At 42.6% G+C, this 14,426-nt stretch carries 8 protein-coding genes; 3 read left to right on the top strand and 5 right to left on the bottom strand.

Features of this window, described 5'->3' with window-relative positions:
• The first annotated feature begins 163 nt into the window (after positions 1-163).
• Positions 164-997 carry a glycoside hydrolase family 25 protein gene (locus Q9312_RS16325; protein ID WP_309201933.1) on the top strand — a complete coding sequence of 278 codons (834 nt, stop codon included), beginning with the start codon at positions 164-166 and terminating at the stop codon, positions 995-997.
• 40 nt (positions 998-1,037) lie between these two features.
• Here Q9312_RS16325 and Q9312_RS16320 read toward each other — a convergent pair whose 3' ends face one another.
• The 4 genes from Q9312_RS16320 to Q9312_RS16305 form a co-directional block, all read right to left on the bottom strand.
• Positions 1,038-6,017: a tetratricopeptide repeat protein gene (locus tag Q9312_RS16320; RefSeq protein WP_309201932.1), complete on the bottom strand. Its 4,980-nt coding sequence runs from the start codon at positions 6,015-6,017 to the stop codon at positions 1,038-1,040.
• A gap of 151 nt (positions 6,018-6,168) precedes the next feature.
• Entirely contained in the window at positions 6,169-6,552 is a 384-nt protein-coding gene (locus Q9312_RS16315) for a hypothetical protein (RefSeq protein WP_309201931.1), read from the bottom strand.
• Positions 6,553-6,994: 442 nt separating this feature from the next.
• On the bottom strand, positions 6,995-8,992 hold the full coding sequence (locus Q9312_RS16310; protein WP_309201930.1) for a S8 family serine peptidase: 1,998 nt from the start codon (positions 8,990-8,992) through the stop codon (positions 6,995-6,997).
• Between the two features lie 648 nt (positions 8,993-9,640).
• Complete coding sequence (locus Q9312_RS16305) at positions 9,641-10,753, bottom strand: hypothetical protein (RefSeq protein WP_309201929.1); 1,113 nt, start codon at positions 10,751-10,753, stop codon at positions 9,641-9,643.
• A 220-nt stretch (positions 10,754-10,973) separates the two neighbouring features.
• Here Q9312_RS16305 and Q9312_RS16300 point away from each other — a divergent pair, with 220 nt between their 5' ends.
• Positions 10,974-11,393 (top strand): hypothetical protein, encoded by a 420-nt coding sequence (locus Q9312_RS16300; RefSeq protein ID WP_309201928.1) that lies wholly within the window; start codon positions 10,974-10,976, stop codon positions 11,391-11,393.
• Positions 11,394-11,539: 146 nt separating this feature from the next.
• Here Q9312_RS16300 and Q9312_RS16295 read toward each other — a convergent pair whose 3' ends face one another.
• Positions 11,540-11,812, bottom strand: a complete 273-nt coding sequence (locus tag Q9312_RS16295) for a hypothetical protein (protein ID WP_309201927.1) — start codon at positions 11,810-11,812, stop codon at positions 11,540-11,542.
• Positions 11,813-12,100: 288 nt separating this feature from the next.
• On the opposite strand from Q9312_RS16295, the gene katG reads away from it, so the two are divergent.
• A complete protein-coding gene (katG, locus tag Q9312_RS16290) occupies positions 12,101-14,266 on the top strand; it encodes a catalase/peroxidase HPI (protein WP_309204516.1) in 2,166 nt (721 codons plus the stop codon).
• Positions 14,267-14,426 lie beyond the last annotated feature (160 nt).

The following is a 14,426-nucleotide window of genomic DNA, read 5'->3' as shown; positions in this document are numbered from 1 at the left end:
TAAAAAAGCGCACGAAAGTGCGCTTTTTTTTAATTCATCTCAAAGTCATTATTGTGGTCGCAAGCTAAACTGTCATACTTCTCTGTAGCGCCTGCTATCAAGAATCGGAGCTTAAGGTTCCGTTCTCGAATACAACCTTTTATTAACAGCAAAGTAGAAAGCGATGTCACTAAAAATGAAAAGAGAAGAAAGAGAGATTTCTCTGAGTTCACCCAAAGCCTCTTCTTTGATTTCAAAGAGCTCTCAACTCTTAATATTCATTTTGACAGGACTAATTTTAACTAAGAGCTTGGCAGCCGATCTCATAGCAAGTCCTACTACTTCTGGGCATAAAAAACTTGCTCAAACTTCCGAAAAGACTGAAAAGAATCTATCAAGCAATCAGTTATCAAAAGAACGTAGCCAAGAGCTTCGAGGCATTGATATCTCCCATTATCAAAATCAAATAGATTGGAACCAACTGACAAACAGCGACTTAAGGTTTATGTATTTCAAAGCTAGTCAAGGAATCTCTTACATTGATTCGATGTTCGCTAGCAACGCCACCAATGCCAATCAAATCGGCGTACCATTTGGTGCCTATCATTTCTTCGATGCGAATAAAGACCCGATGCAACAAGCGAATAATTATTTGCAACAAATAAGCAACGTTCAGTGGCACTTACGTCCTGTGATCGATGCGGAAACGCTAAACAAAGAGCCGCCTTCGACGTTAGCTGAACGAATGAAGTTATGGATTGACCAAGTAGAAAAAAACACATCGTGCGACGTGATCATATACACCAGTGAAAACTTTTGGCATAAATACTTAGCAAAAGACTTTGCACATACAACTCTGTGGTTAGCCGACTACACCGAAAAGGCTCCCGATGATCGTTGGACTTTGTGGCAACGCTCACAAGATGGCCGAATTTTAGGAATCAACGGTCATATCGATATTGATATCCTACGGAGTCATTCAAATAACCTAGAGAGTATTATCTGCAAAGAGCAGTAATACTCTCTATTGGGTAAAAGATGTTGCGCTAGGTTCTCTGTTAAAAATGATTATGTAATTTAAAACGCAAGCTCAGCTTATTAAAGAAACCCACATCTGGAATTCTCGATCGCAGCAACTGTCGAATATGTCGCTTACAATCGGCGGCCATTGGATTGCCACTTTGTCCCTGCATACGGTGTTGCGCCTGTCTTAAATAATGCCAAAACTCTTTATTATTAGTATCAACAGGCTGTCCTTCCAATGCGTTCATCGCTAAAACCAAAGAAAATACGTATTGCTCAAGCGGAGTAAGTTCACCCTCATTAATATTAATAAGATCTTCATTCGAAAGTAAATTTCCGGCGACCAATTTAAAGTAAGCAAACCACAAACAAATATTTGAATAACAATTATCGGGTGGACATTGAATGGCTTGAATAATACTTTCCTGAGCGCTTTTCCAGTCTCCATTTTCCATTTCCGCCCAACGCTTGTGATACCAGATATAACCAACGCCTATCTCATACAAATTACGTTCACGATACCAATCTAGCGCTTCACGATAGCGTCCTTTTTGACAAAGCAAAAATCCATAGATGGCAAATAATTCCGTGTCTTGAAGAATCGCACTTCTGTGTTCCTTCATAAACTTTTTCGGAGGAAGTCGCTGACTATCTTCTAAAGCCCTAAAGTAGCGATTCGCGACCGCGTTCCATACCGTCGAGTAGTCATTATTTTCTAAATACTCTGAAATAGGTTTACTTCCATGACTGTCTAACACTTGATAAGCCCAAGCCGTCGCAATGGCTTCACAACAGTCGGGTTGCTTCATCTTTTCTTTCAGAAGAGCAAGCGTTGCGTCTACTTCACTTTTATTCGAGCACCACTTAATCAGCTGAAAGTAAATCCAAGCATTGTCAACATTTTGCTCGATGACTTCAGGAATTAAATCATTAGCTGCCGCTCTATTTCCCGTGTGAACCAATCTTCGTACTCGACGTACATCAAGCAACGCGTGTTGATAAAACTTAAGGACGATCTGTTCACACTCTTCTGCTTCTTGATAACGCTCATGATCTAGCAAATAATCTAACCAACTTAGCGATACATGCAAATCGGCAGGCTCTAAGTTAAAAGCCTTTTCTAACCATTGCGCGGCAATTGCTCGCTCTCCCTCATCACCCTGCTCAAACAATGTTTCTGCACTAACGCTTAATGTTCGAGCCTGATGAGGAGCATGGTCTACCATCTTCTTTGCAGCAGATATTGCCTTATCTGGCATGCCAAAATTTAAATACCAATGATGTAACTTCTCCCATCCATCATAATAATTATCATGAGATTTCAGAAAGTTCTCTAACCACTCTATCGCTTCGCCATAACGACCTTGTCTGGCAAAAATAGAGGCTTTCAGCGCATGTATCGATAATGGAGGATTACCCTGCCAAAATGCAGAATCTAACTGCTCTTGAGCTTTCTCAAATTGATAAGAGTCTATATAGAACTCGATAAGTTCCCGTCTCAAGTCAATGGCTCTCGGTGTTTGTTCTAAACCCCGCAAAAGCGCATCTTCGCAGTTTTCCGGTGAATCAACCAACCTCGATAAGGCTATCCAAGCGGAACTATTTCTAGGACTTTCTTCCGTCAACTTTGTTGCCGTATCTAAAGCGATTGAGGGTCGTCCAAGCATTTCTCCGGTAGATTGTAATGTTCTCCAACCCCAATTATATTCAGTATCTTTTGAGACGGCTTGAACAAGCAGTTCTAAAGCTTCATCTTGCTTTTCTTGTTTAAGTTTTAGATCAGCCCTTAAGCCAAACAAAATGCCATCATGGCTATTGTATCGACAAGCTTTTTCGAGCACTTTTTGCGAAGCTTCAATATCATCTACCTTTTCATAAAGCTCGGCTAGTCGACGTGCCGCTTGCGCCCATGATGGATTAAAGATCAATACCTGTAAGAAGCTTTCAATGGCCTTTTCAATATCATTTTTTAGGACGTAAATTTCACCCAGTTCGAAATGAACTCGAGGTAACAGAGGAAACTTCTTCAAGGCTGCCAAGAGTGTCTTTTCAGCTTCATCGATTTTATTTTCATCAACAAACTGTTTAGCCACGAGTACATAGCTATACCATGAATGTGAATACTTTTCTTTTATATGCGAGCAAAATCTCTGCAACTCTTTAGGTTCTAGCCATGCTCGAGCGATATGCCAATAATTCCAAAGGAAGTCTCCAGACGATAAGTTTGCTTTCAAAAGCGTCCATAACCGCTGTAGCATTAACTTTCTTTCATCAATTCCCATGTGAGAATAAATCAAGGCATCGAATGCTGCATCCGAGTCAATATTTTTCTCAATTGCTTGCCATGCATAATCTTGCGCAACCTTGATATTATCTTGACGTAGCTCAATGTTAGAAAGTAAAGCTAAAAGCTCAGCCGACTGAGTGTGTTCACTTAAATGTTTTGATAAACAAGCCTTGGCTTGCTCAAAGTCATCTCGTGCGATTAACATTTGCGCATACCGACTAACCGCAGAAACATCGCCGGGATGTTCATTAACAAGTGCTGATAGAAGTTTTTCTTTAACTTTAGAATCACTGTGCCAGTCAGCGATAAGCCAAGCAGAAAATGGAGCGAACCCAATTTTTTCAAGTAGCTCATCCAACCGTCGGTCAATCTCTACTTGCTCGCCTTTGACTAACTGTAATCGAAATAGGCTTCTATAGTACTCGGCAACGCTAGGATAAAGAACAATTAATTGCTCATAAATAGCTTCAGCTTTATTATGCTGATCAGTAACATAAAAATATTCTGCTTTTATCGATAAAGCATCTTTCCGATGTAATATTGACGATTTTTCAGAATAAATTTTCTTAAATTCTCGGTATTCTCCGAATTCAATCAGTTTTCTTAAGTAAAATGATATCAAGTAGTCATCGTTCGGTCGAAGCTGAGCACTTTTACGCAGAACATTCATCCCTTGATGCTCAAGATCCATAAATGATAATGCGTTGAAGAATGAAATAGCAGGGCCACTGCTTTTTTCTCGATAATTTTCCCAACGCTGTTTTAGGAATCTAGCCGCTGATTTTTGACGACCATTCCAGATACAAGATTTGAAATAACTTTCGGTGTAACGTTCGTCACGATCATTTAACGTAATTGACCAACGGTAATGACGTCGGGCAAGGTCATGTTTTCCATCAAACCAATACAAATGACCTAGTATCCAGTTAGACTCAGCATAATAGAGCGCCATTCTATGCAGACGATTAACTTGTTCCTTTACGGCTTGTGAGTATTCTGGAATTTCATAAACTTCGAGTAGCCATGTCTCTAACAATTCTTGCTGTCCGGTTCTTATAAATGACTCGTGTAAAAACGCCAACGCTTCGCGGCGTCGACCAAGTTGATTAAGAGCATAGAAGCGAGAGGTTATAAGCCAAGGTTCGTCTGGAAATTTCTCAAGCAACTGAGACGTCGATGATTCAATTAAATATTCATCTTGAAGTTCAATCGCGAGGCTTCGTTCAGCCATCAAGGTAAGTCGTTGTTGAGCAGAATGTTGCTTCATTTGTTGTAACACATCGCGCGCTTGTTCTAAATTGTGTTGCCTTATATGTTGACTAAAAGCGCGATAGTGTTGATAGCTTACTTCGGCAGGAAAGATTAAGCCATCGACTTTTCCAGTCGTCTTTTCCGGAAGAAGAACCATACAGCGAGGGCCAACACTGGCGTTCATTTCTATCGCTAATTTAGCAAGAATTTCGGTTACACCAGGTGACGACGGATCCATTAAATACAAAACACCGGTCTTTTCATTATAACCAGTCACTACTTGCATGTGAGACTCGTTGCCTGAGCGAGTAACAAACGTGAACGGTAGGTCGCGATCAATTAACTGCTTAGCGAGACTCCATTCTAGGTCAAACTCAATAAACGCGATATTTTGTTTATCTAGCCATTCATGTTGCAAATAATCTGGCGTTCCGTCGTAACAAACTTCTTTCGCGATCTCTTCTTGAGTATAAGACTGTCCAAGATAGTTAAGTACTGCCGCAATAGAAGCAGGTGCGCAGGTTAAAAACCCTTGCTTAATAAAAGGAACATCTAATCGTACCTTTTTATTGCCTTCATCAGTAAGAATATTTTCGGCAATGACTTGACTATAACGAGTGTTATTTTCTAAAAATTTGGTTCGAGCCGTCTCAAAATCACCTTGCTCTAATGCAACATACCCATAGAGATATGAGAAGTTTCTTATTAGCTGTTTGTCTTTTTGCACACAATTTTCTTCTGCTTGCTGCAAAGCGTAGATTAATTGTTCTCGCTCACCACATTCTTTATATAAATGAGCTAAATGAAACCAAGGTCGATGCGATTGATACTTAGGTGATTCTTCTGCGAGCAGTTCGATGGCTTGGCTTTCTTGCTCAGCAAAACTTAATGTTTTGGCAATCTGAAGTAACAATCCTTCTGATGGATTGCTCTGATACAACGGCAATAAATAATCTAATGCTTTGGTGTATTCTTCTTTATCCGTTAAGACATATCCAAGCACTCTATGCCACCAGTCGTCTTTAAAATGCTTCCCAGCTTCTTCATGCAACTCTTGAGCATTCTCAAAGTCTCGTAACGTTGAAGCCGTTAGACACTTTAGCAGTAACCATTCAGCTCGTTGTTGTTTTGATAGGTTTTGCGAAGAAAGGTGCTTATCAGCTAGCTCCCACACCGTCGCAGGCCCCCTTGAGTATAAATATAGATAAGCCGCCCGCAGAGCGACTTCAGGGTCATCAGGATATTGTCGGTGCAGTCGATAGCGAATGGCATCGCCACTACGTCCTAAGCCAACGCGGTCAAGAACAGCAATCAGCTGTAAAAGCTGCTCTTTTGAAGTCATGGTATCGAACTCGCCCCAATGCGTTACGGCCAGGCGGTAAGCATCAACATAGCGTCCTTGTTTCTTTAAATCTTCTAATTGATTGATCACGTCTGATTTTGGCTGCTGATGCTCTTCTTTGATGATTTGATCCATTGTTACTGCTTCTCCACAATGACTTAGACTTATTCATTTATTACTTTCTTAGAAAATTCATTTTCTTAAAAGGTTATTTCCTGACGCAGCAACTTTAATGCTGCTGCATCCAAATTTAATTAATCAAGGGTTTAATAAACTTTTAAAGTATTTACTCTGGGCTAATGTTTGCAATACCGATGAAGTTTCCACCTTTACCGTCGGGTTGAAAAACCATCGCTAGGTTATAAACTTTGTCACATCCACTAACAATCCACTTTTCTTTCACAACACCAGAGAATAAACGCCCCGTTTCATCCATGAGTATTTCACCTTCTTCTGAAATACCTTGAGTGTCTAAAACTTCAACCAACTCACATTGCTGAGAATTTTTCATCCACATGGTTAAGCTGGCCAATGCATCGGAATAAAGAGCTGGCGCAATCGTCGCTATCGACTTTCCCGGAAGCCCCGTTTTTTGACCTAATTGCGTTGGTGCCGTTTTGCAAGACATCAGGGCCACAGCACTTATGAGTAGTAATAGTAATTTTTTCATATTCATTCCCTAAAAAGACGCTTGGCACAAGGTCTTAACATTGAAAAACAGTCTGTGCTCAAAGGATATTTACTCAACGCTTGAAAACACAGTTAAACATCGATTGTTGTACGTAGATGTTTTCATCCAGTTGAACTCTCACTTAATTGTGGTTTCACTCAATTGTGGTTTCATTCATTTCCACTCACCTGCGATTTCACGCACTTTGCCTTTCCTTAGGCTTAGATAGTCGCTATCAACAATGCCTACCTTGCCGACGGACACAGTTATTGAACCTGAGTTAGCAGCAAAACTCAAGGGCTGCTGCCAAGTATTTGAAAACCTAACTGAGATACCTTTCTAATCAAGTCAACCTACAAAAAAGGCGGATCACCAGATCCGCCTTTTTTAAAACAACAGAAGCACCGAAATACCGGTGTCCTATCGACTTGATTACCGTGTCTTAAAAGTTCACTGTCACCGTATCCGAGCAAGTCGTCGTACCCACTTCACAAATTTGATATTGGTAGCTGGCACCGCCTCGATTGTTGGTGGCATCGGTGTAAGCACCGTCATTCGCCGTTGTGGTGAGTAAATTACCATCGCGGTACACATCAACGCTGTTGCTCGATGCGCCACTCCAAAGCAAGTCAATGTGGTGCCTTCCGCGAACCTTGTAGCCATTTGCAGAAACCTCAATACTCGCACCGACACCATCATCCACTGTTAATGTTTGACTGCTTGAGTCACTAGCACCGTCGTTATCAGTCACCGTTAGCGTCACGGTGTAGTCGCCTGCCGCAGCGAAGGTATGAGAAACATTGTCGCCGTTGGCGGAGTTGCCATCGCCAAAGTTCCACTGATAACTCACAATGGTGCCGTCCGTGTCATTGCTCGTTGCGCCATCAAAATCACACGTCAACAAGTTGCAGCTAGCCGTAAAGGCGCTTTGTGGAGGGGAATTGCTTGAGCCACCATCGAAGCTTCCTACCAAGGAGACTCCTGAAAAACTGGAGTACCCACGTACCATGACATAATAGGTCCCGGTTTGTGGCGTCGGAAAACTGCAGTCTTCATTATTGCCCGATGAGTAAGGTCGACAATCATAATCACTGCCGGTTGGCTTAGCCCCAAACTTCACGTAGAGATCTGCATCACCACTTCCACCGGACATCGTAAACACCAAGTTCGAAGCGCCACTTGAAACATCTAACTTATATTCCAATTCATCACCTGCAGCTCCCGATAGATTATCCACGGGAACACCGTTGCTCAAAGAAGTCGGTTCAGGAGGAGGAGGAAGCTCACCAACATCGCACCCGTTCACTGCGAAAAGGTCATACATTGCTTTCGCTTTTACAATGCCATACCCATAACTATTGTCTCGACCCGGACCACCTCGATCTTCCGCCGACTTTGCCATGGCCACTCGAACCTGTTGATTGCTACAGCTACTGTAATGGCTCCAAACCAAGGCTGCGACTCCTGCAACATGTGGAGTAGCCATCGATGTGCCTGACCAGGCGGCGTAGGTATTGCCTGGCAGTGTTGATAAAACACCAACCCCAGGCGCTGCAATTTCTACCTGACTATTAAATTGCGAAAAACTGGCTTTCGCTCCAGATGAATCGACCGCAGCCACTGACACCACAGAGTCGTATGAGGCAGGATAAGAAAGACTGCTGTTGCCATCATTACCCGCAGCCGCAATCGATAAAACACCATTTGCATAGGCGTCATCAAACGCCGCTTGCTCAGCCGTACTCGGAGCTCCGCCACCTAAGCTCATGCTAATCACTTTCGCCCCGGCGGCACTGCACTGGTCAACGGCCGCGACTAAGTCGGATCCATAGGCCCAACTGCCACTGTTGTTAAACACTTTGACCATATGCAACTTTAAATTACCCGACGGATTTACCCCAACAACACCGGTATCATTTCCGCCAATAGCGGCAATGGTGCCAGAGACATGAGTGCCGTGACCATGACCATCTTCGTACCAGTTTCCTGTATCATAGCTACCATAACCATCATCTCCCGTTACTCCGGTCGTCGGAAGATCTTCATGTCCTAATGAATAACCCGTATCCATAATACAAACCGTCATATTCCCGGTTAACGCATCACTTACCTGCGGCGCTTCAACCATCGGGATACCATAGGGCATGTCTTCAACCAATAAATAACGTTTTGGATCCGGTTCAAATAGCTCCACATCAGCGCGCAACTTAATACGTTTCGCTGCGCTTTCCGGTAATGATACCGAGAGCATCTGACGCTTAGATAATTCTCGTTTAATTTGGCCTTGATTTAAGCGTACCGCACTAGTGATTGCGGCTTTTTGCCCTTGTTTAAACTTTATAATGTATCGTTGCTCTTGCTCGCTTGCGCCAACGCCACCGGTTACTGTCATGGCAGCGACAATGGTCGACAACACCCATGCTGGATTTTTTCTTCGCATAATTAAGATCCTTATCAGTTTTTTAGTCTTTCCCACACCTCAACGCTAGGAGGTGAATCGGTAAGGACAAACAGGTACTACGCACTCCTTTCTTACCAACCTTAAGTATCGAACATAGGGAGATTTTTATTGTTCTGAGAACGACCAACTTTATCCTTTAAGCGACAAGTCTCTTAAATTATTTGATTCGAGATAACCATTAAGAAAAAGGCTATTGGTGGATAAATCGCTTACCAAACTATCAATAGGCGCGCGAAAATGAAGTAATCACCATCAACAAAACCTGCTATTTATAAGCTTATCGATTATTGAATTGGGTAAAACTTTGACATTGAGAACGCCACCAAGTAAGCTAGACTCATTCGACTTGAGGAGACGGATTTATGAAAGGGCCAAAACCAGGCGTACTGTAAGCATCGTGTGTTAATCAATTCTTAGCACGAATCAAACGCTTTTATCACGCTTCACTTTTATTACCTAGATAAATTCCATAGATATTAAATATATAAACTCCATCGAACCACCCTACTCGTTTTATTTTAATGTTCTCGCTTTCCTCAGTGCAGTCTTCAGAACAAAGCCATCCTCAGAACAGAACTATCCCCAGAACACTCTTCAAAATCACCAACTAACCGACCCAAAAAACACTTACTTCATTGATTGAATGACATCGGCCAATTCATACATTTCATGATGGAGACTCGACTGATTTGCCTGCGCGACTAACCCTAACCAAACTTGATTGGGATCCAAAGGCATTCGCTTTTCGTTGTTTTTTATCGCAATACGGCATTCAACCGTTTTCTCTAACTGCTCAATATACATTTCGATACTCGAAAAAATCCCCATGACCAATCGCTTAAAATCTTGCGTTTTATTGATGATGTCTAAAAATGAATCCCCCTCAACTTGTTGAATACCAGACTTTAATGATTCTCCGTTCGACACCATTGCGGTGTAACGGTTGCATACGGCATTATTAAGAATCCAAAAATCATCATCCCTGATCAATTCAACACCAGTAAAGTCTCCGTTAAAAACCAAGTAGGGACGATGATCAATAAAACTCCCATGCTCAAAACATTGATTTTGAAAGTTTAGAATGTAACGGCGAAGCACATGGATTATTTGTGAGCAAATGGGCGAGGACAATTTATATTGCCAGTCGGTATGAGCTTGACAATCATCACCAACAAACTCTTTATCAAACAAACTAAGCATTTGCGGACAGATTCCATACCAAACTAACGTGTCGTTTACATCGGCCTCTAGAATTGACAGCATCGCAGTACGTTTCTTCTCTGTTTCAACGGCCTGCCTACGAGCGGGAAAAAAAGCATTTGAAAAGAAAAATACAATGAGTGTTATGGCAACCGGTAAAGTGAATTTTAATAGATCGAGCCGGTCGCTTTGTTGACTCTGCATCATCTGAATCGGATGGCAATCTTTCGCATCAGGGTGCTCAACACAAACTTTAGCAAACTCTTCCCCATAATAATGCTCAAGTTGTTTTTCAATTTGCGTATAGACCACAACGAATATGCCAAGTAATATCAGCAGTAGTAGAACGCCATACAGCCAATATTTGACATTCGCAGAGTAAGCTATTGAATAACGCGTATCATCATGACAATTAAAATTATGCACTTGTCTTTCTAATTGTTGATACAGCGGTAGCTGATGATAATCTTTTGATAGGTCACACGAATCTTTAATCGCTAATATATCTTTTATAAATTCATTATAATTTTTATTTTTCATGTTCGAAGGATAACTGGTTGATTTTCATTTTGAGCGAGTGTTTTTACCCGTATACGTCAAGAACCAAAGCAAAACTCCATTTCGTGAAATCGAATCATGCCTTAATCACGTATAAATAACACCTTTATTCTATAAACAATCTCAAATCGCGACTTAGTTTTCATTATTGCTGACTTGAATCCGTTATGATTTACAAAATTTAACAATAACGGGAGCAACTATGAAAAAATTATTAATCGGTTTATGTTTAATCAGTGCGTTTACCGCTCATTCGGTTGAAGCAAAAGGCAACATTGACTTGGGTATTGCCTACGACTTAGATGTAGGTGTAACGGCGCAATTTAGTCGATACAGTTTGTTTTTAAATGGCGATGCAGCGGCATTTGATGTTCGATTGCAAAATTTTTATAACGACAATAAGTCTCTGATTCTATATATCGATGCTGGTGCATTTTTTGAAGATCGAGAAGCGAACAATGATGTCATTGAAGACCGTGTCGGAATTCGCTTACCGCTAGGTTTGCAATTTGGTCTCGACAAAAATTTATACGCTTATGTCCAAGCCGTGCCACATTACGACTTTAATAACGACAATGACTTCGATGTCGACGGCGCCATTGGCCTTCGCTACCGTTTTTAATTATCCCGCTCTTTCGCAAGTCAAGCAGGTAAAAGAAAATCCCGTCGCTTGATAATAAAAACAATCGGATTTAAAAGCGCCTATGTCTGTCGACTGAGGCGCATTTTTTACTTTTCAAATAAAACAAGCTTAAAAATCCAATCCAGTTAAATAATATCGATTGCTAGAACAACCCAAACGCTAATCAAAAGTAGGCCAATTAATAGACCCCAGAGTAATTTATTCGTTTGTTTGCGTTGCCTTTGGGTGATATGAAAATACATCAGGCTGGCGACAAGAACCATGGCTGCCGCTACAACAAAATCTCCAGTTTTCCAACTCACCTGATCAGTGAGCTGCATAGCGATCAATGGAACAACTAAAACGGCTCCCGTTAATGCTATCGACCAAACAATGGCTTGTTTCGAAATATGAATCATTGTAACTATTACTTTCAAGTGAATTTCGCTCTATTTTAAACGACTGGTTCATTATTTCCTATCTCATCTTTCAATTGCTGCATTGCACTTTTCAATATAAAAATTCGACTATTACTGTAATCTATTTTTTGAATCGAGTTTTCCAACCGCAATCGTAAGTTTCGGTGTATAGTTTTTAAGGAGGGTGTTAGCTGTACCTTAAACGACAAAAAACTCTAAGCAAGGGGAAAACTAATGCTAAAAAATTCGTTATCTATCTTCGCAGCGGTTGCTGTGGCGCTCTCACCGATGACGCCCATTCAAACCGCCAATGCGATGGAAGCCAAACCAAACAGTTTTTGGTGGCCAGAGCAACTCGATCTAAAACCACTCCGTCAACATGCAGCTGAGTCAAATCCCTACGGCGATAACTTCGACTATGCCAAAGAGTTCCAGACACTGGACTTGGCCGCCGTTAAAAAAGACATCGAAAAAGTACTCACTACGTCGCAAGACTGGTGGCCAGCTGATTACGGCCACTATGGTCCTTTCTTTATTCGAATGGCCTGGCACAGTGCTGGTACTTACCGAGTGGGTGACGGTCGCGGTGGCGCTGGCGGTGGGCAACAACGCTTCGATCCATTGAACAGCTGGCCAGACAACGCCAACCTCGACAAAGCTCGACGCCTACTTTGGCCAGTCAAACAAAAATACGGTCGCAAACTCTCTTGGGCCGATTTAATGGTTCTTACGGGTAACGTATCCCTTGAGTCTATGGGATTTAAAACCTTTGGTTTCGCTGGTGGACGCGCCGACGATTGGGAACCCGATCTGGTCTACTGGGGACCCGAAGAAAAAATGCTCGACGACAAACGTCGGGGCAAAGATGGCAAGTTAAAAGGCGATTTAGCCGCCGTACAGATGGGTCTCATTTACGTCAACCCAGAAGGCCCAGGTGGTAAACCCGATCCTTTACTCGCCGCGCAAGATATCAGAATGTCTTTCGGTCGTATGGCGATGAATGACGAAGAAATCGTTGCTTTGATCGCGGGTGGCCACACCTTCGGTAAAGCGCATGGTGCGAAAAGTCCAGAAAAATGCACCGGCAAAGAACCCGCCGCCGCAGCGATTGAAGAACAAGGATTCGGTTGGAAAAACAAATGTGGCAAAGGCCATTCTGAAGACACGATTACCAGTGGTCTTGAAGGAGCCTGGACCGTCACACCAACTCAATGGACAACCAACTACCTCGACAACCTAATGGGTTTTGAGTGGGAAATGACGAAAAGTCCAGCCGGAGCGACGCAATGGATTCCGAAAGATGGTCAAGCCGCTAATTTGGTTCCCGATGCGCACGTGAAAGGCAAGCGACATGCGCCAATCATGTTCACGACCGATTTGGCACTTAAGAAAGATCCAGCTTTCCGTAAAATCGTCGAGCGATTCCGCGCCGACCCGAAAGAATATGAACTAGCGTTCGCGAAAGCTTGGTTCAAATTGACTCATCGCGATATGGGTCCTCGTGCACGCTATCTCGGTAGCGATGTGCCATCTGAAGTTTTACTGTGGCAAGATCCTGTACCAGAAGTTTCTCACAAATTGATTGATCAGAAAGACGCTGACAAACTGAAGAAGAAAATTCTAGATTCCGGGTTATCTAACTCTGAATTGATTCGAACGGCTTGGGCTTCAGCGGCTTCTTTCAGAGCAACCGATATGCGTGGCGGCGCCAATGGAGCTCGCATCCGTTTAGCTCCGCAAAAAGATTGGGCAGTCAACAATCCAAAAGCATTGAGCAAAGCCCTCAAGGCCTTGACTAAAGTTCAAGAAAGCTTCAACAAATCCTTATCGGGCGGTAAGAAAGTCTCTCTCGCAGACGTGATTGTACTCGGTGGTGCAGCTGCTATTGAACAATCTGCTAAAAAAGCTGGATTCGATGTTGCGGTTCCTTTCCACCCTGGTCGTGGAGATGCCACTCAAGCGCAAACTGAAGTTGAATCTTTCCAAGCATTGGAACCTAAAGCGGACGCATTTAGAAACTACTACCACGAGTCAGCCTCAATGTCGCCAGCCGACAGCATGGTCGACCGTGCTGCTCTACTTGGGTTGACAGTACCAGAAATGACCGTACTTATCGGCGGCATGCGTTCACTCGATGCCAACACAGATGGTTCTAAGCACGGTATATTCACCGACCGTCCAGGAACCCTTAGCAATGACTTCTTTGTCAACTTGCTCGATATGTCGACGGCATGGAGCAAAAAGTCCGAAGGTGTTTATCAAGGTAAAGATCGTAAGTCAGGTAAAGTTAAGTGGACAGCAACTCCGGTCGATTTAATTTTCGGTTCAAACAGCGAATTACGGGCCATTGCCGAAGTTTACGCATCACAAGATGCGCAACAAAAATTTGTTAATGACTTCGTTGCGGCTTGGAGCAAAGTCATGACCGCTGATCGCTTTGACTTAAAACACTAAAAACGATGTTCTAATCAATCATCGTTCTAGCCAGCGGAGATCGTTTAACCAGTCAAAAGTGCTCAACCACTGACCACTGCAAGAAACGATACTCCTTTGCAAAAAAAGAATGCCCGCCACTGCGGGCATTTTTTTGTAAGTAATCTTCATTTGACACCCC

The sequence above is a fragment of the Pleionea litopenaei genome, from assembly GCF_031198435.1.
Lineage (GTDB): Bacteria > Pseudomonadota > Gammaproteobacteria > Enterobacterales > Kangiellaceae > Pleionea > Pleionea litopenaei.
Note: the sequence above shows the minus strand (reverse complement) of the source record. Positions and strands in the feature narration are given on the sequence as shown.

Excerpts from the sequence above, each read along its gene's own strand:
- Q9312_RS16315 (WP_309201931.1), bottom strand. The coding sequence starts at position 6,552 with ATGAAAAAATTACTATTACTACTCATAAGTGCTGTGGCCCTGATGTCT.
- Q9312_RS16305 (WP_309201929.1), bottom strand. The coding sequence starts at position 10,753 with ATGAAAAATAAAAATTATAATGAATTTATAAAAGATATATTAGCGATT.
- katG (WP_309204516.1), top strand. The coding sequence starts at position 12,101 with ATGACGCCCATTCAAACCGCCAATGCGATGGAAGCCAAACCAAACAGT.
- Q9312_RS16325 (WP_309201933.1), top strand. The coding sequence starts at position 164 with ATGTCACTAAAAATGAAAAGAGAAGAAAGAGAGATTTCTCTGAGTTCA.
- Q9312_RS16295 (WP_309201927.1), bottom strand. The coding sequence starts at position 11,812 with ATGATTCATATTTCGAAACAAGCCATTGTTTGGTCGATAGCATTAACG.
- Q9312_RS16300 (WP_309201928.1), top strand. The coding sequence starts at position 10,974 with ATGAAAAAATTATTAATCGGTTTATGTTTAATCAGTGCGTTTACCGCT.
- Q9312_RS16320 (WP_309201932.1), bottom strand. The coding sequence starts at position 6,017 with ATGGATCAAATCATCAAAGAAGAGCATCAGCAGCCAAAATCAGACGTG.
- Q9312_RS16310 (WP_309201930.1), bottom strand. The coding sequence starts at position 8,992 with ATGCGAAGAAAAAATCCAGCATGGGTGTTGTCGACCATTGTCGCTGCC.